The sequence below is a fragment of the Sphingomonas sp. DBB INV C78 genome (assembly GCF_042693015.1).
In the GTDB taxonomy this organism is placed as follows: Bacteria; Pseudomonadota; Alphaproteobacteria; order Sphingomonadales; family Sphingomonadaceae; genus Sphingomonas_E.
The window spans coordinates 4,663,280-4,688,297 of the sequence record NZ_CP170544.1 but is presented as its reverse complement, the minus strand read 5'-3'; the positions used below and the strand labels follow the sequence as shown (position 1 = coordinate 4,688,297).

Below are 25,018 nucleotides of genomic sequence, written 5' to 3'. Positions count from 1 at the left end.
GCTATCCGAACCCAGGGCCCGGAAGCTGTCGATCCTCCCCCCGACGACGGCTTCCGGGCCCGCATTATTTCTGGATTCAGCCACTTGTCCCGCTTTGCGACGAACCGTTGAAGACGGGATCGGCAGCGGAACAATGATGTGCGCCCGCGCATTGATTGGCCTGCGTTCCATTGGGAACAGTTGGACAGGAGCAATTCGATGCGGAAGATTTTCACCCTCGCGCTTGTTGCCAGTGCGCTCATCGTTTCGGCGTGCAACACAGTGGAAGGTGCCGGCAAGGACGTGCAATCGGCCGGTGAGACCGTGGAAGACGCGGCGAAGTAACGCTCCGTCCATCCCAGTTCTTTTCGAGGGCGTCGCCTGTTCGGGCGGCGCCCTTTCGATTCAGGCGGCGATATCCTCAGCCTGCTTCTCTCGCGCGCGCCGTTTCTCGGTAAACCAGATCGCGATCAAGGCGAGTTCATAGAGCAGCACCAGCGGGATCGCGAGCATAAGCTGGGAGACGACGTCGGGCGGCGTCAGCACCGCGGCGATGGCGAAGGCCCCAACGATCGCATAGCGCCGGCCGGACTTGAGCTGCTGCCGCGTGACGATGCCGGCGCGTTCCAGCAGCATCAGCAGCACCGGCAGCAGGAAGGCGACCCCGAAGCCGAAGATGAACTTGGTGACGAAATCCAGATAATTGCCGACGCCGGGCAATGCCTCCTGGCTGACCCCACCGACATTGCCTTGGTAGCTCAGCAGGAAATGCAGTGCGACCGGCATCGCGAAATAATAAGCCATCGCCGCACCCGCCAGGAACAGGATCGGCGTGAAGGCAAGAAACGGCAGCAGTGCGCGCTTTTCCTTGGCGTAGAGGCCGGGTGCCACGAACTGCCAGAGCTGGTTGGCGACGACGGGGAAGGCCAGCATCAGCGCCGAGAAGAAGGCCACCTTGATCTCGGCGAAGAAGGCCTCGAAGATATTCGTGTAAATGAGCTTGCCCTGCCCCGCTTTCAGCAGCGGCTGGACGAGGAAGGCGAAGATCGGCTTGGCGAAATAGAGGCAGAGCGCGAAGGCCGCACCCAGCGCCGCGAAACTCCACAACAGGCGCCTGCGCAGTTCGACCAGATGATCGAGCAAAGGCGCCTTGGTCTCGTCAATGTCGTTGATCATGCCGGCTTGTCCGTCGCCGGGCGGTGATCGGACAGCGGCAATTCAGGCTGCGGCAGATCGAATTGCGGCATATCCGGCGCCGGCTTTTCCACCGCCGGCGGGCCGACATCAGGTGTCGAGGTTTCGGGCGGGGCGATTTCAGAAGAAGCGACATCGGCTGCCGTAGCATCGGGCAGCGGCGTCATCTGCGGCGCGCCTTCATCACGGAGCACGGGATGTTCGCGCATGATGCGGGCATTTTCCTCGGCCCACTTCTTCTCCATCTCCTCAATTTCCGACTGGCGGATCATCTCGTCCATGCCGGACCGGAAATGGCGGGCCATGCCGCGGGCCTTGGCGACCCACTGGCCGACGATCCGCATCAGGCGCGGCAGGTCCTTGGGGCCGATCACGACCAGCGCGACCAGCGCGACCAGCATCAGCTCGGTTGGGGCAACATCAAACATGCGGGTGCTGGGTTACTCTCGCGGCGGGCCGTAATCCATAGGCGCTACGCTGGCGCTCTTTTCAGCGCCGCCGGAGGCATGGATCCCCGCCGGTTGCGGGGACGTGGAACAGAAGGCGGCCGGGCTTATTGCGCCGGCCGGTCGTCCTGCATCGGCTGGAGGTTGCGATCGGCATTGGGCTCCAGCGGCGGCTGTGCCTGGAGGCGCGGCGCGGGCTTGGCCGCATCGTCCTCTTCGGCCATGCCCTTTTTGAAGCTTTTGATGCCCTTGGCGACATCGCCCATCATGTCGGAGAAGCGCCCCTTGCCGAACAGCAGCAGGACGATCACGCCAACAACGAGCCAATGCCAGATACTGAGGCCACCCATGTAAATTCTCCTGGTAAGCTTCCTATCTAGTCGTCTGCGTCGCTGCTTTCCACCTCTAGCTGCGCGAAGGCCAAATCGACCGGATCGAGCAGCCCCGCGGCCTTGAGATCGTCGATGCCCGGCAGGTCGCGGCGGCTGGAAAGGCCGAAATGCGCGAGAAATGCTGGCGTCGTCGCATAAATGAGTGGCCGGCCCGGCACTTCGCGGCGGCCCGCGGGGCGGATCCAGCCCGCTTCCATCAGCACGTCGAGCGTACCCTTGCTGATCTGGACGCCACGAATCGCCTCGATCTCGGCGCGGCTGACCGGCTCATGATAGGCGATGATCGCCAGCGTCTCGACGCCGGCGCGGCTGAGGCGGCGGGCTTCCTCGCGATCGCGGCGGAGGATGTGGGCGAGATCGGCCGCCGTCTGGAAATGCCAGCGGCCGCCGCGTTCGACCAGGTTGATGCCGCGCCCGGCATAATCCTCCTGCAACCGCGCGAGCGTGCGGCGGACATCGCCCACCTCGCCCACCGCCGCCATGATCTCGGTCAGCGACAACGGCGCTTCCGCGGCAAACAGCGCAGCTTCGATAGCGCGGAGGAGATCGTCGGGCGGGTTCATGCGGCGCGGATCATCAGCGGGGCGAAGGGTTCCGCCTGGTCGAGTTGCGCCTTGCCCAGCCGCGCCAGTTCCAGCGCGGCGACGAAGCTGGAGGCGAGCGCGGAGCGGCGATACTCCTCGTCGGGCGTGGCCGGCAGGAAGCTTTCGAGCGCCGCCCAGTCGAGCGAGACGCCGATCAGCCGCTCCACCCGCCGCATCGCTTCATCGAGCGTCATCACCGGCCGGCGCGAGACGACGTGGAAGACAGGCTCGGACCGCGCGCGGATCGCGCCATAGGCCGAGATCAGATCGTAAAGTTCGACCTGCCAGGCGGCCTTGCGGACGACCTTCAACCCCTCCGGCGCCCCGCGCTGGAAAACGTCGCGGCCGAGCCGGTCCCGCCCCATCAACCGCGCCCCCGCCTCGCGCATCGCATCCAGCCGTTGCAAGCGGAGCTGGAGCCGGAGCGCCAGTTCCTCGGGGCTCGGATCGATTTCCGGGTCCTTGGGCAGCAGCAGCCCGGATTTGAGATAAGCAAGCCAGGCCGCCATCACGAGATAATCGGCGGCGATTTCCAGCTTGAGCGCCTTCGCATCCTCGATGAAGGCGAGATATTGCTCGACGAGCGCAAGGATCGAGATTTCGCGCAGATCGACCTTCTGCGCGCGCGCAAGATTGAGCAGCAGATCGAGCGGCCCTTCCCACCCGTCCAGCATCAGATTGAGCGTGTCGGGTGAGCCGAGCGGAAGTTCGAAATCGTCGGCGACGTCAGGCATGGCGCCACGCTAGCCTGCCTCTTCGTGTCATGCCAGCGAAGGCTGACACGACGGCTCAGGCATATTCCAGCAGCGCATCCCGCTTGGCGACGAGTTCGGCAAAGCCGGTGCCGGGCGTCCGCCCCGCAACCGTCGCCATCGCGCGATCGAGACGCGTCTTGGCTTCCTCCCCGATCGGGCCGACCGCGTCGGCGATCGCCTGCATCTCGGCCATGTCGCCCGAGCAATGAAGCGCGATGTCGCAGCCCGCCGCAAGCACACCCGCCGCGCGCTGGCCGAAATCGCCCTGCAAGGCGTGCATGCCGAGATCGTCCGACATCAGCAGCCCATCGAAACCGATGCGGCCACGGATGATCCCGCCAATCACCTTAGCGGAGAGGCTGGCGCATTCGTCCGCATCCCAGGCGGTGTAGACGACATGCGCGGTCATCCCCATCGGCGCGCCGTTGAGCGTGATGAAGGGCGCCAAATCCTTTTCCAACTCCGCTTCATCGGCGGTGACGACGGGCAGTTCGACATGGCTGTCGGCCATCGCGCGGCCATGGCCGGGGATATGCTTGACGACGCCGACCACGCCGGCCGCCTGCATCCCTTCCAGCACCGCGCGGCCCAGCGCGGCGACACGCAGCGGTTCCGCACCCAGCGCCCGATCGCCGATGATGTCATGCGCGTCCGGCTGGCGGACATCGAGCAAGGGCAGGCAGTTCACGTTGATGCCGGCTTCGAACAGCATCGTCGCGATCGCCTGCGCGTTCGCCCGCGCCGCCTCGATCGCCGAGGCGGGGGCGACGCCATAAAGCCGGTCGAACAGCTCCGCCTTGGGGAAGGCGGGCCATACCGGCGGCTGCATCCGCGCGACACGGCCGCCTTCCTGATCGATCAGGATCGGCACGTCGGCGCGGCCGACGATTTCGCGCAAGGCGTCGGTCAGCGCGCGGAGCTGATCGGCGGTTTCCACATTGCGGCGGAACAGGATGAAGCCCGCGGGATCGACATCAGCGAAGAAGGCGCGCTCTTCGGCGGAGAGTGAGGTGCCGGCGAGGCCGAGGATCAGGGGGGTCATGGCTTCAGCCTCTTTCGATCGTCATTCCCGCGCAGGCGGGAATCCATATTCTCTGACGTCGCGAACCCATCGACGCGCTGTTTATGGATCCCCGCCTGCGCGGGGATGACGTTGGTTATGTCAAACCGCGTTGCAGGGCTTGCCGGCGGACTTCAGCGTCTTGCACGCTTCGCGCGCGCCGATGCCGCTGGCACGGAGGCGATAGAGCGTCTTGCCGCCGACCTCGACCGTGGTGATCGAGCGGCTGAGCTTACCGAGTTCGGGGAACGACTTGGAAAGTTTGCCCCATTCACCCGCCGCAATCGCTTCCGAATTGAAGGCGCCGAGCTGGATCGTCCCGCCCGCCATCGCCGGCTTGGGCGTAGGCGTCGCGGCCGCAGGCAGCAGGTTGGTCGGTTGGCTGACCGGCTTGGTGGCTGCGGGCGCGACCGGCTTCGCCTCGGCGACCTTGGTCGGCGCCGGGGTGGCGGGCTTCACCTGAGCCGGGATGGGTGCAGCGTTCTGCGCCACCTGCGACGGCGGCAGGGTGGTCGTCCGCACCGGCGACACGTCCACCGACACGCCGGCGACCGGCGCTTCGGGCTGGGCGTTGGGGTTGATCGCCGAATCGAGCTGCTGCCCCTCGCTGGTCGCGAAGGCCGCATCGCCCTCGCCCGCAACGGCCATGCCGTTTGCGGTGACGCCTTCGGCGGGCACCTTGTAATCGCCTTCCGGCGCCGCGATCAGCTCGCCCGATCCCGCCGGGGCGTTGCGTTCGCGCATCCAGAAGATGCCGCCGACGACAAGGCCGATGAAGACCAAGGCCGCAATCACCGCGGCAATCAGCTTGCCCGCGCCGACGCCGCCATGCTCATGCTCATCCTCGACCGCTTCGAGCCAGGGCAGACGATCCTCGTCCGCGAGGCCGAAGCGTCCCCGATCAGCGTCCGTCATCAATGCATCTCCTCGGCCGCAGCGACCCCCATGACGGCCAGGCCGTTTCGGATAATCTGCCCGATCGCATCGGCAAGGGCCAGACGGGCCGACGTGATTTCCGGCGCATCCACCTGCAAAAAGCGGCGGGTCGGGTCATCATTGCCACGGTTCCACAGCGCATGGAGCGCGGCGGCGAGATCGTAGAGATAGAAAGCGATGCGGTGCGGCTCATGATTCGCCGCGGCGCTCTCCACGATCCGCGGGAACTGCGCGGCGAGCTTCACCAACGCCAGTTCCTCGGCATCGAGCCGCGAGAGATCGGGCGCGGAGAGCTGCATCTTCGCTTCCGCCAGGCGGCGATGGAGCGAGCAGATGCGGGCATGGGCGTATTGGACGTAGAAGACCGGATTGTCCTTCGACGCTTCCACCACCTTGGCGAAATCGAAGTCCATCTGCGCATCCGCCTTGCGGGTGAGCATGGTGAAACGGACGACATCCTTGCCGACCTCACGCACCACATCCGCCAGCGTGACGAAGCTGCCCGAACGCTTGGACATCTTCACCGGCTCACCGCCGCGGAGCAGCCGGACCATCTGGACGAGCTTGACGTCGAACGGCTTGGTGCCACCGGTCAGCGCCTTCACCGCGGCCTGGATGCGCTTGACGGTGCCGGCATGGTCGGCGCCCCAGATGTCGATCAGCTGATCGGCGCTCTCCGCCTTCTGGGCATGATAAGCGAGATCGGTGCCGAAATAGGTGAGGCTGCCGTCGGCCTTCATCACCGGCCGGTCGCTATCGTCGCCGAACTGGGTGGCGCGGAACAGCGTCATCTCGACCGGTTCCCAGTCGTCGGGAACCTCACCCTTGGGCGCTTCGAGCACGCCTTCATAGACGAGGCCGTCGGCCCGCAGCTTGTCGAGCGCGGTCTTCACCCGGCCATCGGTCTGCACCTTGGCTTCAGACGCGAAGACGTCGTGATGGATGCCGAGCAATGCGAGATCGGCGCGGATCAGGTCCATCATCGCCGCGACCGTCTTCTCGCGGAACAGGGTCAGCCATTCGCTGTCGGGCGCATTAACGTAACGATCGCCGAATTCGGCGGCGAGCTTCTCGCCGATCGGGATCAGATAATCGCCGGGATACAGGCCCTCGGGGATGGTGATCCCCTGCTCGCCCAGCGCCTGCCGGTAGCGCAGATGTGCCGAGCGGGCGAGCGTCTCCACCTGGCTGCCGGCATCGTTGATATAATATTCGCGGGTGACGGCGTAGCCGGCATATTCGAGCAGGCTCGCCAGCGCATCGCCGACAACCGCGCCGCGGCAATGGCCCATATGCATCGGACCCGTCGGGTTGGCCGAGACATATTCGACATTGACCCGCTGGCCCGCACCCAGCTTCGACCGGCCATAATCGCCGCCGTCAGCGAGGATCGCGGCCAGTTCCTCGCGCCACGTCTGATCGGTCAGCCGCACGTTGATAAAGCCCGGGCCGGCCACCTCGGCCGACGCGATCTCCGGCAAGCGCGCGAGCTTGGGCGCGATCAGGTTAGCGAGGTCACGCGGATTCTTGCCCGCGGGCTTGGCCAGCACCATCGCCGCGTTGGTCGCCAGATCGCCATGCGCCGGATCGCGCGGCGGCTCCACCGTGACATTGCGCCGATCGAGTCCCGCCGGCAGATCGCCAGCAGCGGCAAGCTCATCAAGGATCTGGCCGATGCGATCGGCAAAACGGGCGTAAAGAGTCACAAGGCATATCCGCGAAGGAGAGAATTGCGGCGGCCTTAGCGGAAACAACCGCTCCCCGTCCACATTCACAGCCCCTCGGGCATCTCCACCGGCCCAACCACCTCGCAATGGCGGGCGACGGCGTAGCGATCGGTCATGCCGGCGATGAAATCGGCGATGTGGCGGGTGCGCTCCGGCTCGGCGGCGGGCAGCGTTGCGCGCCAATGTTCGGGCAGCAGCGACGGATCGGCGCGATAGGCGGCGGCGAGGCCGGCGACGATCTGTCCGGCCTTCTCGGCGACGGCAAGCTGGCTCGGATGATGATAGAGGCGCGCATACATGAAGCGCTTGAACGCGCGCTCGTCGGCCGCCATCGCGTCCGAAAAGCCGACCAGCGGCCGGCCGGCGGCGCGGACATCTTCGACACTCGCGGGCCGCAACTCCGCCAGCTGGGCGCGGGTCGCGACCAGCAGATCATTGACCATCCGGCCGATCTGTTCGCGCACCAGCTCGGCGATCAGGCGCGGCCGCGGCGCATTCGGATGGCGTGCGATGACCGCCGCCCAGCCCGGCGCGACCAGCGGCTGCGCCACCACATCGTCCAGATCGATCAGGCCCGCGCGCAGGCCATCGTCGATATCGTGATTGTCATAGGCGATGTCGTCGGCAATCGCCGCGACCTGTGCCTCGAGTGAAGCGTAGGTGGAAAGATCGAGCGGGAAATCCGCATCCTCCTCGGCCATCGCCCAGGTGGGCGAAAGGATCGGGCCATTATGCTTGGCCAGCCCCTCCAGCGTTTCCCATGAAAGATTGAGGCCGTCCCAGGAGGGGTAAGGCGTTTCCAGCCGGGTCAGCACCCGCAGCGTATGGGCATTATGATCGAAACCGCCCGCATCGGCCGTCGCCGCCTTCAGCGCATCCTCGCCCGAATGGCCGAAGGGCGGATGGCCGATGTCGTGCGCAAGGCACAGGGCCTCGGTCAGATCCTCGTTGAGGTTGAGCGCGCGGGCGATGGTGCGGCCGATCTGCGCGACTTCGAGACTGTGGGTCAACCGGACGCGGAAATGATCGCCGTCGGGCGCCACGAACACCTGCGTCTTGTGGCGCAGCCGGCGGAAGGCGATCGAATGGATGATGCGATCGCGATCGCGCTGGAAAGCGTCACGCGGCCCCCGCGTCTCCCCGCCCGGCTCGACATGGCGACGCCCGCGCGAACGAGCGGGATCGGCGGCATAAGGGGCGAGTTCAGCCATGGCCGCGGCTTTGCCGGGGGCGGGCGGACAAGTCCACCCGTCTATTTGGTCGACAGCTTCTCCACGGGTACGCCCGCGCGGGAGGTGAACTGGAAGGTCGACATGCCGGCGCCGGCAAGCTTGTTGACGAACGCCTGGGCCTCCGCGTCCGTCTTGAACGGGCCGACGAGCAGGCGGTTGGACGCGCGCCAGGACGACACCCAGGGCGAGCGGCCGTTGAAGAAGCTCGGCTTGTCAGCCTTGAGCTTGGCCCAGACCTTGGGGAGATCGGCCTTGTTCTTGCCCGACGCGACCTGCACCCAATAACGCTCCGGCGCGGCCGCCTTGGCCTTGGCTTCCGCTTTCGCCTTGGCATCCGCTTCGGCCTTGAGTTTGGCGTCGGCCTTGGCCTTGGCGTCCGCCTTGGCCTTCGCGTCGGCCTTTGCCTTAGCCCGTGCGTCCGCCTTCACCTTGGCGGCGGCATCGGCCTTGGCTTTCGCGTCTGCATCGGCCTTCGCCTTGGCTTCCGCTTCGGCCCGAGCCTTCGCTTCGACGGCGGCGGGATCGGCGGTGGACAGTTCCGAGGTCGGGCCGACGAGCGCCGCCATCCGGGTGGGTGGAGCCGGGATCGCGATCACGGGCGGCGTGGGCTGCGGCGCAGTGGCAGTGACCTGCGTCGGCGTCTGCGGCTTGGCCGTGGTCTTGGCAGATTTGCTGGCTGGCTTGGTCGTGGTGGTCGCCGCCGCATTCGCGTCCGCGCCCGGCCGGCGGCGGGGGGCCTTACCGGCGGGATCGAGCTGGCTGGCGACGCGATCCGCGGCGGGCGGCTGCGTCGTTGTGCCCAGAGCGGGGCCGGTGGGGATCAGCGGCGTATCCGCGGCGGGCGTGGCCGGGCGCGGCTGGCCCTGCGGGGTCGAAAGCACCGCATCGGCAAAAAGTTCAGCCTCGCTATAGCGCCGGCCGTCGGACGGCAGCCGGCCGAAATGGACGGCGAGCGCCTTCTGCGTCGGCTTCAGATCGCCCAGCCGGCCGAAGAACTGGCCCATCGCGGCGGCCTGGCCGGCAGGCATCATCGCATCGGCCAGGCGCTGCGCCCCGGCGCGATCGCCGCTCATCGCCAGCACGAACGCCCGGACGCGAAAGGCGGATCGATCGCCCTTGCGCAGCAGCGGATCGAGCACGGTCAACGCGCCTGGGCGATCGCCGGCAATCGCCATCGACAGCGCCAGCCGTTCGGTGATCTCGGGGTCGTCGCGCTGGCGCAGCGCCAAATTGTAATCCATCTGCGCGCGCTTGTTGTCGCCGCGCAGATCATGGGCGAGGCCGCGGTCGCCGGCGATATCGGCCTCGGGCACGCCGAGCGAGACCGCCTCGTCGAACAATTTGAGCGCCGCGCGGGGCTGTTCCATCTGGACGAGCGAAGAAGCGAGACCCGCCTTGATGCGTCCGTTGCGCGGCGAAATCTCCTCCGCGCGAGCGAAGAAGCCCAGCGCCGCGGCCGGATCGCCGACCATCAGCGCCGCCCGTCCTGCCCCGATCAGCGAATTAAGATCGCGCGGATTGGCCGCGAGCATCCTGAGATAGCGGCTCAGCGATTCCGCGGGATCGCCCGGCGCAATGAGGTCGGGCAGCGGCTGCGCGGCCTGTGCGAAGGCAGGCGTCGCGGGCGCGACCACGAACAACGCCAGCGGCGCAACGCATGCCAGCAGACGAGCGATCGACGGGAATCGAATGTGCATGATCGGGCCACATAGAGGTTGCACGCGAGCGAACCGCAAGAGGTTCGTTACACGCCCACGCCGATCCGGTTGAGCAGGGCGACGAGGCGGGTGCGCCAGAAACAGGCCGGCCCCGGTGATCGACCATCCTTTCGATGGCGATCGCCGGGGCCGGAAAAGCCGGAGCGAGCCTGGCTTACTGGTTGTTCTGGCGGTTCAGGAAGCGCGGCACATCGGCCGCTGCGTCATCCTCCACCTGCGCCTTGGCGGCGCCGCGGGCGATGTTCGACATCCGCTCGAACAGGGTCGCGCCCTCGCGCGCTTTCGGCGCGGCGGCAGTTTCGGGCGCCGGCGTCAGCCAGGGGCGGGTGGCGCCATCATCACCGATTTCCGCGCGCGGCGGCAGCGGGTTGCCCGTCACCGGCGGCGTCAGCGTTTCACTGAGCAGCAGTTCGTCCGCCGGCGGCGCGACGATGTCGCTGGCCGAAAGATCGAGCGCGTCGACTTCTTCCACCACCGGCGCTTCGAGCTTGATTTCCGGCTCGGCCGCTTCGGCGACGGGCGGCGCTACGGGTGCGGGCTGCACCGGGGCGGCCGCGGGCGCCGCTTCCTTGCGGGCGGCCGGGAAGGTGAAGAGCTTGGCCGGTTCCGGCGCTGCGACCGATTCCGCCTCGATGCCGGTGGCGACCACCGACACGCGGATCTTGCCTTCCAGATCGTTGTTGAACGCCGAACCCCAAATGATGTTCGCGTCGGGGTCCACCAGTTCCTTGATGTGATTGGCAGCCTCGTCGACTTCCATCAGGCGCATGTCCTCGCCACCGACGATCGAGATGATGACACCCTTGGCGCCCTTCATCGAAACGCCGTCGAGCAGCGGGTTGGCGATCGCCTTTTCGGCGGCCTCGATCGCGCGGTTGTCGCCGGAGGCTTCGCCGGTGCCCATCATCGCCTTGCCCATCTCGCCCATCACCGAACGGACGTCGGCGAAGTCGAGGTTGATGAGGCCCGGCATCACCATCAGGTCGGTGATCGAGCGGACGCCCTGCTGGAGCACCTCGTCCGCCATCTTGAACGCGTCCTTGAAGGTCGTGTTCGGGTTGGCGACCAGGAACAGGTTCTGGTTCGGGATGACGATCAGCGTGTCGACATGCTTCTGCAACTCCTCGATGCCCGCATCGGCGGACTTGGAGCGGCGATTGCCTTCGAAGCTGAACGGCTTGGTGACGACACCGACGGTCAGGATGCCCTTGTCACGCGCGAGCTTGGCGATCACCGGCGCGGCTCCGGTGCCCGTGCCGCCGCCCATGCCGGCGGTGATGAAGCACATATGCGCGCCGTTCAGCGCTTCCTCGATATGCTCGAGCGCTTCCTCGGCAGCGGCGCGGCCGATTTCGGGGCGGGCGCCGGCACCCAGCCCTTGCGTGATCTTGAGGCCGAGCTGGATGCGCTGTTCCGCGGCGCTGGCGTTCAGCGCCTGCGCGTCGGTGTTCGCGACGATGAAATCGACCCCCTGCACGTCGGACGTGATCATGTTCGCGATGGCGTTGCCCCCGGCGCCGCCCACCCCGATCACACTGATGCGGGGCCGCAATTCATCAACTTCCGGACGCATGAACTCGATCGTCATAACTTCAACTCCGCTCTGCCGCGCGCATCGACGCGCCCCCCGAATAAAGAATCTAGCATCACCTGATTCGCCGACGCACGCGAAAAGTTAATGTTGGCGTCTATTTGACCGTTAATTTCTCAATATCCGTTCCGAAAAGCCGCAATCATGCGCTGGATCGCGTTTCCACCGCTCACGCGATGGACCGTCTGGGCGCCCGGCACGATCGTTCTGAGGTCGATCGGATCGGATGCCGCATAGTGGATCAGCCCCGCGAGCGTCGCGAAGGCCGGGCCGCTATGCGCTTCGGGCAGGCCCGCAAGCCCGCGCGGCTTGCCGACGCGAACCGACTGGCCGAGCAACCCTTGCGCATAATCCGCAATCCCCTTCATCTCCGCACCGCCGCCGGTCAGCACGATCTGCCGGCTGACCGGACCGCTGAAGCCCAATGCCTTCAAGGTCGAGCCGATCTCCCCCATCCAGCGTTCGAGCTGCTGGCGGATGATGGCGATAAGCTGCGCGCGGGTGATCCGCATGGGATCGGCGCCGTCCTGCGCGCCGGCGACCGGAACGACATCGATCATGTCGTGATTGTCGCGTGGGCTAGTCATCGCCGATCCATAGAAGGTCTTCAATCGCTCCGCGTCGAAGCGACGGGTGCCGAGCGCCGAGGCGATGTTGTCGGTGATGTCCGCCGCCCCCATCGGCAGCGAGGCGAGGCCGACCAGCATCCCGCCGGCGAACAGCGAGACGTTGGTGACGCCCGCGCCCATCTCGACCAGCGCCACGCCGAGATCGCGTTCTTCTTCCGACAGACAGGCCATGCCCGCCGCGATCGGCGAGGCGACGATCGACTTCACTGCCAGATGCGCGGAGCGGACGCAGAGATCGACATTGCGGACCGGCGAGGCCTCTGCCGCGACGACATGGATGTCGACGCCGAGGCGATCGGCATGGAGGCCGAGCGGCGTGCGCGTGCCCTTTAGGCCGTCGAGCGTGTAGAGCGTCGGCTGCGCGTGGAGGACCATGCGGCCTTCGGGGTCGATGGCGTTGCGACCCGCGTTCAGCAGCGCATCAATGTCCTGCTGCTCGATGCGATGGCCGCCGAGATCGACCTCGACCGCCGCCAGCTTGCTCACCAGCCCCCCGGCCGAGAAGCTGACCCACACATCCTCGATATTGGTGCGGGCGATGCGCTCGGCCTGCTCCACCGCCTCGCGGATCGCGGCCTCGGTGCGCTCCATGTCGGCGACATAGCCGTGGCGCACGCCCTTGCTCTCGCGCTGGCCGGTGCCGAGCACCTGGATTTCGCCGCCGCCGTCGGGCACTTCGGCGATCAACGCGCAGACCTTGGACGAGCCGATGTCCAGCGCGGTGATCAGATTGTCGCTGCGGGCCTGCGCCATAAACCTATGTCCCCCAAAAAACTCGCCCCTTCAGATGCTCCGTGCGTCCGCCACTTTCGCCGGTGGCGGATCGGCGCTGTCGTCACGTTCGACGGCAGGCCGCACCGATGCCGCCGCCTGTTCCGTCGTCGGCTTCGGCGCCGGGCGGACGATGATCCGCCCCGGATTGCGCATGTCGAAGCGCAACATCCCCTGCCCCAGCAGCCGCATATTGCCGTCGCGTTCTGCGAAGTCCGCCAGCGCCGCACGCGCCTGCCCCTCGCCTTCGGGCAGCGACAAGGTCTCGCCCGAACGGAAGCGGATGTCCCAGCGGCGATCACCCACCCAGCTCGCGCCGTCCAGCATCGGCTTCAACTGCGGTGATGCCTGCAGCAGCCGATCGAGCGCGGCGACCTGATAATTGGCGTTGGGGCCGATCAGGATCGGCAGATCGGGCAGTGGCGATCCCGACAAGCGGAGCTGTTCGATCACGCGGCCATCGGCGTCGATCAGATGGAGGCGCTGGCGATGCTGCCAGATCGCCGCCGGCTCGCGCTCGACGATGTCGATCACCAGGGTATCGGGCAGGCGACGCGACACGCGCGCATCCTTCACCCAGCCCTGCTGGAGCAGCTTGCCGCGGATATCCCCGATATCGACCAGCGGCATCGCCAGTTCCTGCGCGGAGAAAGCGGCGTCCTCCACGGGGGCGCGGTCCATCCGGTCGATGCCGGTGATCTCGACCTTCTTGACCGCGAAGCCGGCCTTGCCGATGCCTTCGCCGATCTCGATGCCGATCATCTGCGGCAGGCCCATCGCGATGACGCCGGCGACGACGCCACCGATCAGCGCGGCCACCAGCGCATAATTGGCGGCACGGCGGGCGACCGCGGCCACGGGCGGCGGCAGCGTGGCGAGCAGGCTTTTCCTGACGACCGGCTTCTTCGCCCGGCCCTTGGGCGCGGCACGTTTGCGCGGCTGGGTGCCGCGGCGAATGGTCGCGCGATCGTTGCCCCGCCCCGCCGCTGCCGTCATAGCGCCTCCTCGACGATCCGCTGGACGAGCTCCGCATAGCTCATGCCCAGATGGCGCGCCTGTTCGGGGACGAGGCTCAACGGCGTCATCCCCGGCTGGGTGTTGACTTCGAGCAGATAGAGACCGGCCTCGCCACGTTCGTCATCCCAGCGGAAATCCGATCGCGACGTTCCCTTGCAGCCGAGCAGCTGGTGCGCCTTCAGCGCCATCGCCTTGGCAGCCGCGGCAATGTCAGCGGGGATTTCGGCGGGGCAGACGTGAACCGTCATCCCGTCGGTATATTTGGCGTCATAGTCATAGAAGCCGCTCTTGGGGCAGAGCTCGGTGACCGCGAGCGCCTCTTCCCCCAGCACCGCCACCGTCAGTTCGCGCCCCTTGATGAAGGGTTCGGCGAGGAGATGATCGAAATGCTTCCACGGCCCTTCGCTGTCGCGCGCGATCGGCTTGCCGTAATTGCCATCCTCCATGACGATCGCGACGCCGACGGACGAACCTTCATTGACCGGCTTCAGCACGAACGGACGCGGCATCGGGTCGGCCGCATAGAGGCTCTCCGACGCGACGATCACGCCCTCGGGCATCCGCACGCCATGCGGCACCAGCTCATTCTTCGTAAGCTGCTTGTCGATCGCGATCACGGAGGTGGCGAGGCCGCTATGGGTATATTTGAGGCCCATGATGTCGAGCAGGCCCTGGATGGTGCCATCTTCGCCGGGCGTGCCGTGGAGCGCGTTGAACACGACGTCCGGCTTCGCTTCATGGAGCTTCAGCGCAACATCGCGGCCCATGTCGATCCGCGTGACCTTGTGGCCGAGCGATTCCAGCGCATCGGCAACACCGGCGCCGGAGGTTAGCGAAACCTCGCGCTCGGAGGACCAGCCGCCCATCAGCACCGCGACATGGAGGGGCTTCACACTCACTTTGGCTCCTCCTGACCGCTTTGGCCCACGCGCTGAATCTCCCATTCCAGTGTCACGCCAGAGTGCGCCTTCACCTTGTCCCGCACCTCCTCGCCCAACGCCTCGATGTCGGCGGAGCTGGCGCTGCCGAGATTGAGGAGGAAGTTGCAATGCTTTTCCGAAACCTGTGCGTCGCCGCGCTTGAGGCCGCGACAGCCGGCCGCGTCGACCAGCGCCCAGGCCTTGTGGCCCGGCGGGTTCTTGAAGGTCGATCCGCCCGTCTTGGAACGCAGCGGCTGCGATGCCTCGCGCTCAGCCGAGATGCGGTCCATCTCGGCCTGGATGATCGCCGGGTCCGCCTCATGCCCGCGGAAGGTGGCGCTGACGACGATCGCCCCTTCGGGCAGTTCCGAATGGCGATAGGTGTAGCCGAGATCGGCGAGCGCCAACGTCTTGCGCTCGCCCGAGCGCAGGACGACGTCGCATTCGACCAGCACGTCCTTCACCTCGCGGCCATAAGCGCCGCCGTTCATGCGAACGAAGCCGCCGACCGTGCCGGGGATCGAGCGCAGGAATTCGACCCCGCCGATGCCGGCGTCGCGCGCCGAGGAGGAGACGAGGATGCCGCTCGCGCCGCCGCCACAGCGGAGCGTCGTGCGATCCGCCTGCTCGACCTTGGCGAAAGCCTTGCCCAGTCGCACGACCACGCCCGGCACGCCGCCATCACGGACGATCATGTTGGAGCCTAGGCCGAGGCCCATCACCGGCACTGCGGGATCGAGATCAGCCAGGAAGTGCGCCAGATCGTCCACGTCCTTCGGCTCAAACAGCCATTCGGCCGTGCCGCCGCTCTTGAACCAGACGAGCGGCGCCAGCGGCGCATCGGCCGTCAGCTTGCCGCGCACCGTCGGCATCCGATCGGAAGAATATGCCTGCGCGGCGTTCACTTGATCCCCCACAGGTGGAACCAGCTTTTCCACGCCTTGATCCCGGCGTCGGTCGCCTGGGCAGCCGCCTTCTGCGTCGCGACCGCATCGGCCCCGGCGTCGATCATCTGCTTCGTCGCGTCGAGCTGGGCGCGCTGAAGCTTCAGCATCTCCTCCTGAAAATCGACCCAGGCGGTGAAGGGCTCCATCAGGCGGGCACCTTCCGCGCGGCGGTGATGCCATCGGCGAGGCCCGCCGCCCATTTGGTGATGTCGCCCGCGCCCAGACAGATGATCATGTCATCGGGCTGGGCGACCTTCGCCATTTCGGCCGCGAGCGCATCGGCGCCGGCAATCTCGTGCGCGGCACGGTGGCCGCGGGTCTTCAGACCCTTGACCAGCGCCGCCGCATCCACGCCCTCGATCGGCGCCTCGCCGGCCGCATAGACCGGCGCGACATAGACGATGTCGGCGTCGTTGAAGGCCGACTGGAACTCATCCATCAGATCGTGGAGGCGGGTGAAGCGGTGCGGCTGGACGACCGCAATCACGCGGTTCTGCGCGCCCTCGCGCGCGGCCGAAAGCACGGCGCGGATCTCGACGGGGTGGTGGCCATAATCGTCGATGACGGTGACGCCATCCACCTCGCCCACCTTGGTGAAGCGCCGCTTGACCCCGCCGAACTTGGCGAAGCCGGTGCGGATCACGTCATCGGGCACGCCCATTTCGAGCGCCACGCCGATCGCGGCAAGCGCGTTCTGGACATTGTGGCGGCCGGGCATCGGCAGCTCGATCCCCTCGATCGAACGGCTGGTGCCATCGCGCTCACGAACGATCGTCTCGAAGCGGTTGCCGCCGGGGATCGGCGTCACATTGACGCCGCGAACGTCCGCCTGCGCCGAGAAGCCATAGGTGACGACGCGGCGGTCGCGCACGCGCGGGATGATCGCTTGCACTTCGGGGTGGTCGAGGCAGAGCAAAGCCGCGCCATAGAAGGGCACATTCTCGACGAACTCGACGAAAGCATCCTTTACCGCATCGAACGATCCATAATGGTCGAGATGCTCGGGATCGATGTTGGTGACGACCGCGATCGTGCCGTCGAGGCGCAGGAAGCTGCCGTCGCTCTCGTCGGCCTCCACCACCATCCAGTCCGACGCACCCAGGCGGGCGTTCGAGCCGTAGCTGTTGATGATGCCGCCATTGATGACGGTCGGATCGACGCCGCCGGCATCGAGCAAGGCCGCGACCATCGAGGTCGTCGTGGTCTTGCCGTGCGTGCCGGCCACCGCGACGGTGGACTTCAGCCGCATCAGTTCGGCCAGCATCTCGGCGCGGCGGACGACAGGGACACGCCGTTCGAGGGCGAGTTCAACCTCCGGATTGCCACGTTTGATCGCGGTCGAGGTCACGACCACCGCGGCGTCACCCAGATTTTCCGCCTTGTGGCCGATCGCGACGGGGATGCCGCGCTTGCGCAAGCCTTCGACGACATAGCCTTCGGCCACGTCCGATCCCTGCACCTTGTAGCCAAGATTGTGCATCACCTCGGCGATGCCGGACATGCCGATCCCGCCGATGCCGATGAAATGGATGGTGCCGATATCCTTGGCGACGCCCTTCACGCAAATGCCTCCCGGCCGCCCGCAGACGGCGATACTTCGGCCGGCTTCACCGGCAATGGATCCATGATCGGCGTGCGACCCAGGCTTTCGACCAGGTCGGCCAATGCTTCCGCCGCATCCGGACGGCCGCAGGCCCATGCACGCTTGGCGGCATTCTGGAGCGAACCGGGCTCCAATGCCAGCTTCTGCATCTGCTTGGCGAGCTCGACCGCCGTGAAATTACGCTGGTTGATCGCCCGCGCGCCGCCCGCTTCATGGAGTTCGCGCGCATTGGCGGTCTGGTGATCGTCGGTCGCCGACGGCAGCGGAATGAGGATGGCGGGCCGCCCCGCGACCGTAAGCTCCGCGATCGTCGACGCACCGGCGCGCGCGATCACCAGGTGCGACCAGGCGAGCCGATCGGGCATGTCGGGCAGATAGGTGGCGAGATCGGCGGGAATGCCGAGCGCCGCATATTTCGCGCGGACATCCTCGATATCTTCAGGCCGGCACTGCTGCGTCACCTGGATACGGCGGCGGAAATTGAGCGGCAAGAGGCCCAGCCCCTCGGGCACTACCTGCGAAAGCACGCTCGCGCCCTGGCTGCCGCCGGTGACGAGCACGCGAAACACGCCATCCTCGGTCAGCGGCGGGAAGGGCTGGTCGCGTAAGCTCCGAACCTCGTCGCGCACCGGATTGCCGACCAGATGAGTCTTGATCTCATGGCGCGGCGCCAGCCGCTCGACATGGGGGTAAGCCGTCGCGATCGCGTCCACCTTGCGCGCGAGCAGCCGGTTGACCCGGCCGAGCACGGCATTCTGTTCATGGATAGCGGTCGGGATCTTGTCCTTGAACGCCGCCAGCATCGACGGCAGCGCCGGATAGCCGCCGAAGCCGACGACGGCAGACGGCTCGAACGCATCATAAAGCCGCCGCGCCATATCGCGCCCGGCCATGATCGAGCGGCCGGCGCGCATCCAGCCGATCGGCCCGCCGGAAACGCGGCCGGCCGGCAGCACATGGGTCTGCACGCCCTGGAACAGGCCGGGGATCTTGGCGCCGCGATCGTCGGTGACGAGCGCCACGCGATGGCCGCGGCGCATCAGTTCCGACGCCAGCGCATGCGCCGGAATCATATGGCCGCCGGTGCCGCCGGCGGCGAGGACGAAGTGGCGGGTAACGCTCATGCGAGAAATCTCATTTTCCGCTCCACGTCACCACATAGGGCGACCGCTTGAGGAACGGATTGCGTTTGGTGAATGCAAGCAGCAGCCCGAAGCCCATCGACACCGCGAGCAGCGACGAACCGCCATAGCTGATGAAGGGCAAGGTCATGCCCTTGGACGGCACGAGCTGGACGTTGACCGCCATGTTGATCACGGCCTGCAGCCCGAACTGGATGGCGAGGCCGGAAGCCGCGAGGATGATGAACTGATCCTCCTCGTCGAGCAGCTTCAGGAACACGCGGACCATGATCGCCAGATAGATGATGGCGATGACGATGCAGGAGATCAGGCCAAACTCCTCCCCGATCACGGAAAAGATATAGTCGTTATGCGCTTCGGGCAGGCGGAACTTCTGGATGCCGCCGCCCGGCCCCAGGCCGACAAGGCCGCCGTTGGTGATCGTCGCATAGCCGACATCGACATGATAGGTATCGCCGGTGCCGGTCAGGAACTCGATCACGCGGTCGCGGCCGTTCGCGTAGAAGGTGAACATCAAGGCGAGCAGGCCGATGCCGGCGCCGCCCAGCATCATCAGGAAGCGCATCTGCACGCCCGAGATGACCAGCAAGGCTGCCCATACGGCGCAGAAGATCACGGTCTGGCCGAAATCGGGCTGCTTCATCAACAAGGCTGCGATGATCGCGACGAGCAGACCGGTGAGCGGCACGACCGGCAGGTTGCGATCCTGCGCGCGCAGCGACAGCATCCACGCCACCGCGACGACGAAGAAGGGCTTGAGGAACTCGGACGGCTGGAAGCGGAAGGGATCGACACCTAGCCAGCGCACCGCACCATTCACCTCGGTGCCGACCAAAGGCACCAGCGCCAGCATCACTGTGAAAAAGGTCGCGGCGCCGATCGAGATCCGCTTCGCCAGGCCCTGCGGCAGCATCGACACCGCGATCATCAGCGGCACGCCGAGCCCGGCCCAGAGGATCTGCCGCCAGAAATAATGGAGCGCCGGCACGCCATCCTTAGCCGCCGCGGACGGCGAGGCGGCGGCGACGGCGATCAGGCCGATGCCGACGAGCATCGCCACCAGCAGCAAGAGGACACGGTCGATTTCCCAGAACCAGGTCGCGTACCAGCTCCGGTCGGCGCGGCCGAGCCGCACCACCTGCGAGGGTTTCTGGCGATAGACCGTCGATCCCGTCATCCCAGCGCCTCCACGGCCGCGCGGAAGGCATCGCCCCGCGCCTCGAAATCGCGGAACTGATCGAAGGAGGCGCAGGCGGGCGAGAGCATGACGACCTCGCCCGGCTTGGCGGCAGCGGCCGCGTCCTTCACCGCCTGCTCCAGCGTGCCGCTTTCCGTCACCGGCTTGCCGGCATCGCGCAGGATGCGCGCGAACATCTGCCCCGCCTCGCCGATCGTGTAGCCGGCGGCGACATGATCATAATAAGGCGCGCAATCATTCAGCTCGTCGCTCTTGGGCAGGCCGCCGAGGATCCAGTGGATCTTCGGATAGGCTGCAAGCGCGGGCGCGGTGGACATGGCGTTGGTGGCCTTGCTGTCGTTGACGAACAGCACACCGTTCTTCTCGCCCACCCGCTCCATGCGGTGCGGCAGGCCGGGATAGGAAGCGACGCCCTGGTCGATCTTATCGCCGGGCACGCCGAGCAGATGGGCCACGTTCGCGGCGGCCACGACATTCTGCGCGTTGTGCGGCCCCTGCAGCGACGGCCAGTTGCTCTGATCGCCCACCTGCCGGCGGCTGAACCGGCGCAGCTGGCCGCGGCCGAGCCGGTCGACCATGTCCGCAATCGCCGTGCTCACCTCGTCATCCACGCCGATCACGGCGTAGCCGCTGATGTTCTGCATCCCGAACAGCCGGGTCTTGGACGCGGCATAGCCTTCGAAATCGGGATAGCGATCGAGATGATCGGGCGAGACGTTGAGCAGCACCGCGACATCGCAGGCGAGGTTGTAGGTCAGATCGATCTGGTAGCTCGACAGTTCGAGCACATAGACGCCACCCGCCGGCAGCGGATCACGGCTTAGGATCGGCAGGCCGATATTGCCGCCCATCAAGGTCGGCACGCCTGCCGTTTCGAGGATGTGGGTGACGAGCGCCGTCGTCGTCGACTTGCCGTTGGTGCCGGTGATGCCGACCACGCGATGCGGCGGCAGGGTCCGCCGGGCGAGCGCAAACAGTTCGATATCGCCTATCAGCGGAACGCCGGCCTCGGTGGCCTTGGCGCGGATCGGGTGGCGGATGATCGGCACGCCCGGCGACACGATCACACCGTCAAAACCCTTGAGGTCGATCGCCAGCGGATCGGCCAGGGTCGCGCGGCCCTCCACCTTGGCGCGGGCCTCTTCCTTCTCGTCCCACGCGACCACGTCGGCGCCGCTCGCCAGCAGCGCGTCGACCGTCGCCAGCCCCGAACGCGCGAGGCCGAGGACGGCGTATTTCTTGCCCGAAAAGACGGAACTAGTGATCATCTGAGCTTCAACGTGGCAAGGCCGGCGAGCGCCAGCACGAAGGAAATGATCCAGAAACGGATGACGACGGTCGGCTCCGACCAGCCCAATTGTTCGAAATGGTGGTGGATCGGCGCCATTCGGAACACCCGCTTGCCGGTGCGCTTGTAATAATAAACCTGGATTATGACGGATACGGCCTCCAGCACGAACAGCCCGCCGACGATGGCAAGCACGATTTCATGGTGGGTGACGACCGCCAGCGCGCCGAGCGCGCCGCCGAGTGCGAGGCTGCCGGTATCGCCCATGAATACGGCCGCGGGGGGCGCATTGAACCATAGGAAGGCGAGTCCCGCGCCGATGATGCAGGCGGTCAGGATGATCAGGTCGCCCGCACCCGGAACGTGCGGGATGCCGAGATAGGTCGCGAACTTCACGTTGCCGACCATGTAGGCGATGACGAAGAAAGCCAGACTGGCGATGATCACCGGCATGGTGGCAAGGCCGTCCAGCCCGTCCGTCAGGTTCACGGCATTGCCCGCGCCGACGATCACGAAGGCGGCGAACAGCACATAGAAGGGTCCAAGGTCGATCACCGGGCCGTTATAGAAGGGCACGTAAAGCTCGGTGCCGTTGCCCGATACGATCAGCCAGCTCGCAATGCCGGCGATGGCGAATTCCGCCAGCAGCCGCACCTTGCCCGAAACGCCCTTGTGGCTGCGCTTCTTCACCTTGTCATAATCGTCGAGGAAGCCGATCGCGCCGAAGCCAAGCGTCACGAAGATGCAGGCCCAGACATAGCGGTTGCCGAGGTCCATCCACAGCAGCATCGAGATCGCGATCGCGGTCAGGATCATCAGCCCGCCCATGGTCGGCGTGCCGACCTTGGCAAGGTGGGTCTGCGGGCCGTCCGAGCGAATCGGCTGTCCCTTGCCCTGGCGGATGCGCAGCCAGCCGATGAACTTCGGCCCGATGATCAGGCCGATGACGAGCGCCGTGATCGCCGCCGCGCCCGCGCGGAACGTCAGATAACGGATGAGGTTGAGAACGCCCGGAAATCCGAGCTGATCGGCGATCAGGTAGAGCATGGCAAATTCCCGGCCGCGACCGCCCCAGAGCCGAGATGCTCGACGAGGCGGGCGAGCCCGATGGCGTTGGACCCTTTAATCAGCACCGCATCGCCGGCTTCGATGACGTCTACAAGGCGTTCGAGGGCAGCGGCGGCGTCGGGCACATGCGCGAAATCGATCCGGCCCTCAAGCTCATTTGCGAGCGCGGCCATCTCTGGGCCGACCAGCAGAGCGAAATCGACGCCGGCCCGCAGCAGCGGCTGGGCCAGGCCGGCATGATAAAGTGGCGACTTCTCACCCAGTTCGCGCATGTCGCCGAGCACGACGATGCGGCGATTGGCCTGTTCTTCGCCCAGCAGCGAAATCGTCGCCGCCATCGACGCGGGATTGGCGTTGTAGCTTTCGTCGACCACCAGCGCCTCGCCGCCCGGCACGGCGGCCATGACACGGCGTCCCCGCCCTGCCAGCCCGGCCATGTCGGCAAGCGCAAGCCCCGTCGCACCCAGATCGCCGTCGACGGCGTGGACAGCCGCCAGCACCGCCATCGCGTTCGACACCCAATGCTCACCCGGAGGCGCCAGCGTGAAGGTGAGCTCCGCGCCAGGCAGCACGGCCGCGATCAGCGTGCCGCGCGGCCCCCGCAGCGCTTCGCGCGCCCGGATGTCGGCGCCCTCGCCCCGCCCGAAGGTCCAGATGCGGTCGGCAAAAGGCCGGGCCGCGGCAATCAGCCGCTCGCGGTGCGGGCTGTCATAGGGGATGATCGCTGTGCCGCCGGGTTCGAGCCCCTGAAAGATCTCGCCCTTGGCGTCGGCGATGGCTTCCTCGCCCGCGAAGAAAGCGCTGTGCGCTGGCGCGATCGCCGTGACCAAAGCGACGTGCGGGCGGACCATGCGGGTGAGCTGCGCCAGTTCGCCCGCGGCACTCATCCCCATTTCGAACACACCATAACGGGTGGCGGCCGGCATCCGCGCCAGGCTGAGCGGCACGCCGACATGGTTGTTGTAGCTTTTGAGCGAGCGGTGCGCTGCGCCGGGCACCGCGCGATCGAAGGCGGCAAACAAGGCTTCCTTCGTGCCCGTCTTGCCCACCGATCCGGTAACGCCGATGATGCGCGCGGCGGTCCGCAACCGGCTTGCCCGGCCGAGTGCGTCGAGCGCGGCAGTGGTGTCCTGCACCAGCACATGCGGCCCTTCGACCGGCTGGCTGACGATCGCGCCCGCAGCCCCCGCCGCGAACGCCTTGTCGACGAAGCGGTGGCCGTCGGTCGCCTCGCCCTTCATCGCTACGAACAGGTCGCCCGGCCCTACCTCACGGGAATCGAAAGCGACGCCGTTGGCGGAGAAATCGCCGAACACCTCGCCTTCGACCGCCGCCGCAATCTCGAAGGCGGTCCAGAGCGGTCGCATGCTTGCCTCCTGGGGACGGGATAAAGCGGCGCCGGTCATGCCGCGCACTCCCGCGCGACCGTCACGTCGTCGAAGGGGAGCACAAGGTCTCCCACGATCTGGCCCTGTTCGTGCCCCTTGCCCGCGATCAGAACGATATCGTCCGCGCCCGCCGCGGCGATGGCGGCGGCGATGGCTTCCCGGCGGCCGCCAATCTCGATCGCGCCCGCCGCCCCCGCCAGCACGTCGCGCCGGATCGCCGACGGATCTTCGCTGCGGGGATTGTCATCGGTCACGATCACCTGGTCGGACAATCTGACCGCCACTTCGCCCATTTGCGGGCGCTTGCCGGTATCCCGGTCGCCGCCGGCGCCGAACACGGTGATCAGTCGCCCCTTGGCATGGGGCTTGAGCGCCTGGATCGCCGCCTCCAGCCCGTCGGGCGTATGGGCATAATCGACATAGACCGGCGCGCCGGCGCGGGTGATGACCGCGCGTTCGAGCCGCCCGCGAACCGGCTGAAGCCGGGCCAGGTTGGATAGCGTCGTCGCCAGCTCGCCGCCCGTGGCCAAGGCCAGACCAAGCGCCGTCAGCGCATTGGCCGCCTGATAGGCGCCGATCAGCGGCAGCTTGACCATGTGCCGCGTGCCCTCGATCTCCAGCACCAGCGTCTGTCCGAGATGGGTCGGCGTGCGCTCGACCAGCCGGATCGCCTCGCCCTTGACGCCGACGTCGATGATCTTGAGGCCGCGCTCGCGGGCCAGTTCGATGACGCGGGCCGACGCGATATCGTCCGCCCACACCACCGCGGTGCCGTCATGGTCGACGACCTCGGTGAACAGGCGGAGCTTGGCCTCGAGATAGGCCTCCATCGTCTCGTGATAATCGAGATGATCGCGGCTGAGATTGGTGAAGGCGGCGGCCTGCACCGGCAGCCCTTCGGTACGGAACTGCGACAGGCCGTGGCTCGACGCCTCGAACGCGACATGGGTCACGCCCTCGCGCCGCAGCCCCGCCACATTGGACAGGAAGGTCGCGACATCGGGCGTGGTGAGGCCGGTCGAAACCTGATCCTCCGCCGTGGTGACCCCCAGCGTGCCGATGGACGCGGCATGATGGCCGGCCGCGCGCCAGAGCTGGCGGGTAAGCTCGACCGTCGATGTCTTGCCGTTGGTGCCGGTGACGGCGACCACGGTTTCCGGGAAGGGCGCGAAGAATTTGGCGGCGAGGCGGGCAAAGGCGCGCCGCGGTTCGGCATCGGCGATATGGACCGCGCCGTCCACCGTCGCCTCGGGTCGCGCGACCACGGCGACAGCACCGGCGGCAATCGCGGCCGGGATGAAGTCCTCGCCATTGAAGCGCGTGCCGGTGAACGCCCCGAACACCGTGCCGGGGGCGACCTTGCGGTGGTCGATCGCAAACCCGGTCACGGCCGGGCCGCCGTCAGTCCCGGTCAACGCGCCAAGTCGCATATT

General features: G+C 66.8%; 24 protein-coding genes. 1 reads left to right on the top strand and 23 read right to left on the bottom strand.

Annotated elements, in window-relative coordinates; translation table 11 throughout:
• Nucleotides 1–198: 198 nt before the first annotated feature.
• The gene (locus tag ACFB49_RS22470) at nucleotides 199–324 is read left to right on the top strand and encodes an entericidin A/B family lipoprotein (RefSeq protein ID WP_380873929.1); all 126 of its coding nucleotides are present in this window, start codon (nucleotides 199–201) and stop codon (nucleotides 322–324) included.
• Nucleotides 325–384: 60 nt separating this feature from the next.
• On the opposite strand, the gene tatC is transcribed toward ACFB49_RS22470, so the two are convergent.
• The 23 genes from tatC to ACFB49_RS22355 form a co-directional block, all read right to left on the bottom strand.
• Nucleotides 385–1,155 (bottom strand): twin-arginine translocase subunit TatC, encoded by a 771-nt coding sequence (gene tatC, locus ACFB49_RS22465; protein ID WP_380873928.1) that lies wholly within the window; start codon nucleotides 1,153–1,155, stop codon nucleotides 385–387.
• Nucleotides 1,152–1,601: a Sec-independent protein translocase protein TatB gene (gene tatB, locus ACFB49_RS22460; RefSeq protein WP_380873926.1), complete on the bottom strand. Its 450-nt coding sequence runs from the start codon at nucleotides 1,599–1,601 to the stop codon at nucleotides 1,152–1,154. The genes tatC and tatB overlap by 4 nt, the downstream gene beginning before the upstream one ends.
• Before the next feature lie 125 nt (nucleotides 1,602–1,726).
• Nucleotides 1,727–1,969 (bottom strand): twin-arginine translocase TatA/TatE family subunit, encoded by a 243-nt coding sequence (locus tag ACFB49_RS22455; RefSeq protein WP_380873924.1) that lies wholly within the window; start codon nucleotides 1,967–1,969, stop codon nucleotides 1,727–1,729.
• Nucleotides 1,970–1,995: 26 nt separating this feature from the next.
• Nucleotides 1,996–2,574: an SMC-Scp complex subunit ScpB gene (scpB, locus tag ACFB49_RS22450; RefSeq protein ID WP_380873923.1), complete on the bottom strand. Its 579-nt coding sequence runs from the start codon at nucleotides 2,572–2,574 to the stop codon at nucleotides 1,996–1,998.
• A complete protein-coding gene (locus tag ACFB49_RS22445) occupies nucleotides 2,571–3,329 on the bottom strand; it encodes a segregation and condensation protein A (protein WP_380873921.1) in 759 nt (252 codons plus the stop codon). Before ACFB49_RS22445 ends, scpB begins: the two co-directional genes overlap by 4 nt.
• Nucleotides 3,330–3,384: 55 nt before the next feature.
• Nucleotides 3,385–4,392: a beta-N-acetylhexosaminidase gene (gene nagZ, locus ACFB49_RS22440; RefSeq protein WP_380873919.1), complete on the bottom strand. Its 1,008-nt coding sequence runs from the start codon at nucleotides 4,390–4,392 to the stop codon at nucleotides 3,385–3,387.
• A gap of 120 nt (nucleotides 4,393–4,512) precedes the next feature.
• Entirely contained in the window at nucleotides 4,513–5,325 is an 813-nt protein-coding gene (locus ACFB49_RS22435) for an SPOR domain-containing protein (protein WP_380873917.1), read from the bottom strand.
• Nucleotides 5,325–7,052 (bottom strand): arginine--tRNA ligase, encoded by a 1,728-nt coding sequence (gene argS / locus ACFB49_RS22430; RefSeq protein ID WP_380873916.1) that lies wholly within the window; start codon nucleotides 7,050–7,052, stop codon nucleotides 5,325–5,327. The genes ACFB49_RS22435 and argS overlap by 1 nt, the downstream gene beginning before the upstream one ends.
• Before the next feature lie 65 nt (nucleotides 7,053–7,117).
• Nucleotides 7,118–8,284 (bottom strand): deoxyguanosinetriphosphate triphosphohydrolase, encoded by a 1,167-nt coding sequence (locus ACFB49_RS22425; protein WP_380873914.1) that lies wholly within the window; start codon nucleotides 8,282–8,284, stop codon nucleotides 7,118–7,120.
• 41 nt (nucleotides 8,285–8,325) lie between these two features.
• A complete protein-coding gene (locus tag ACFB49_RS22420) occupies nucleotides 8,326–10,002 on the bottom strand; it encodes an SPOR domain-containing protein (protein ID WP_380873912.1) in 1,677 nt (558 codons plus the stop codon).
• Nucleotides 10,003–10,177: 175 nt separating this feature from the next.
• Nucleotides 10,178–11,611 (bottom strand): cell division protein FtsZ, encoded by a 1,434-nt coding sequence (ftsZ, locus tag ACFB49_RS22415; protein WP_380873910.1) that lies wholly within the window; start codon nucleotides 11,609–11,611, stop codon nucleotides 10,178–10,180.
• A gap of 119 nt (nucleotides 11,612–11,730) precedes the next feature.
• On the bottom strand, nucleotides 11,731–12,996 hold the full coding sequence (ftsA, locus tag ACFB49_RS22410) for a cell division protein FtsA (RefSeq protein WP_380873908.1): 1,266 nt from the start codon (nucleotides 12,994–12,996) through the stop codon (nucleotides 11,731–11,733).
• A 30-nt stretch (nucleotides 12,997–13,026) separates the two neighbouring features.
• On the bottom strand, nucleotides 13,027–14,010 hold the full coding sequence (locus ACFB49_RS22405) for a cell division protein FtsQ/DivIB (RefSeq protein WP_380873906.1): 984 nt from the start codon (nucleotides 14,008–14,010) through the stop codon (nucleotides 13,027–13,029).
• On the bottom strand, nucleotides 14,007–14,930 hold the full coding sequence (locus ACFB49_RS22400; protein ID WP_380873905.1) for a D-alanine--D-alanine ligase: 924 nt from the start codon (nucleotides 14,928–14,930) through the stop codon (nucleotides 14,007–14,009). The genes ACFB49_RS22405 and ACFB49_RS22400 overlap by 4 nt, the downstream gene beginning before the upstream one ends.
• Nucleotides 14,927–15,823, bottom strand: a complete 897-nt coding sequence (gene murB / locus ACFB49_RS22395; RefSeq protein WP_380880084.1) for a UDP-N-acetylmuramate dehydrogenase — start codon at nucleotides 15,821–15,823, stop codon at nucleotides 14,927–14,929. The genes ACFB49_RS22400 and murB overlap by 4 nt, the downstream gene beginning before the upstream one ends.
• A 29-nt stretch (nucleotides 15,824–15,852) precedes the next feature.
• Complete coding sequence (locus tag ACFB49_RS22390; RefSeq protein ID WP_380873904.1) at nucleotides 15,853–16,044, bottom strand: hypothetical protein; 192 nt, start codon at nucleotides 16,042–16,044, stop codon at nucleotides 15,853–15,855.
• Nucleotides 16,044–17,459 carry a UDP-N-acetylmuramate--L-alanine ligase gene (gene murC / locus ACFB49_RS22385; protein WP_380873902.1) on the bottom strand — a complete coding sequence of 472 codons (1,416 nt, stop codon included), beginning with the start codon at nucleotides 17,457–17,459 and terminating at the stop codon, nucleotides 16,044–16,046. Before murC ends, ACFB49_RS22390 begins: the two co-directional genes overlap by 1 nt.
• On the bottom strand, nucleotides 17,456–18,625 hold the full coding sequence (gene murG, locus ACFB49_RS22380) for an undecaprenyldiphospho-muramoylpentapeptide beta-N-acetylglucosaminyltransferase (RefSeq protein WP_380873900.1): 1,170 nt from the start codon (nucleotides 18,623–18,625) through the stop codon (nucleotides 17,456–17,458). Before murG ends, murC begins: the two co-directional genes overlap by 4 nt.
• Before the next feature lie 10 nt (nucleotides 18,626–18,635).
• Nucleotides 18,636–19,820: a putative peptidoglycan glycosyltransferase FtsW gene (locus tag ACFB49_RS22375; protein ID WP_380873898.1), complete on the bottom strand. Its 1,185-nt coding sequence runs from the start codon at nucleotides 19,818–19,820 to the stop codon at nucleotides 18,636–18,638.
• A complete protein-coding gene (gene murD / locus ACFB49_RS22370; protein ID WP_380873896.1) occupies nucleotides 19,817–21,109 on the bottom strand; it encodes a UDP-N-acetylmuramoyl-L-alanine--D-glutamate ligase in 1,293 nt (430 codons plus the stop codon). The genes ACFB49_RS22375 and murD overlap by 4 nt, the downstream gene beginning before the upstream one ends.
• Nucleotides 21,106–22,176, bottom strand: coding sequence for a phospho-N-acetylmuramoyl-pentapeptide-transferase (mraY, locus tag ACFB49_RS22365; protein ID WP_380873895.1), 1,071 nt, complete (start codon nucleotides 22,174–22,176; stop codon nucleotides 21,106–21,108). Before mraY ends, murD begins: the two co-directional genes overlap by 4 nt.
• Nucleotides 22,164–23,564 (bottom strand): UDP-N-acetylmuramoyl-tripeptide--D-alanyl-D-alanine ligase, encoded by a 1,401-nt coding sequence (murF, locus tag ACFB49_RS22360; protein ID WP_380873894.1) that lies wholly within the window; start codon nucleotides 23,562–23,564, stop codon nucleotides 22,164–22,166. Before murF ends, mraY begins: the two co-directional genes overlap by 13 nt.
• Before the next feature lie 35 nt (nucleotides 23,565–23,599).
• Complete coding sequence (locus ACFB49_RS22355) at nucleotides 23,600–25,015, bottom strand: UDP-N-acetylmuramoyl-L-alanyl-D-glutamate--2,6-diaminopimelate ligase (protein WP_380873892.1); 1,416 nt, start codon at nucleotides 25,013–25,015, stop codon at nucleotides 23,600–23,602.
• Nucleotides 25,016–25,018: the final 3 nt, after the last annotated feature.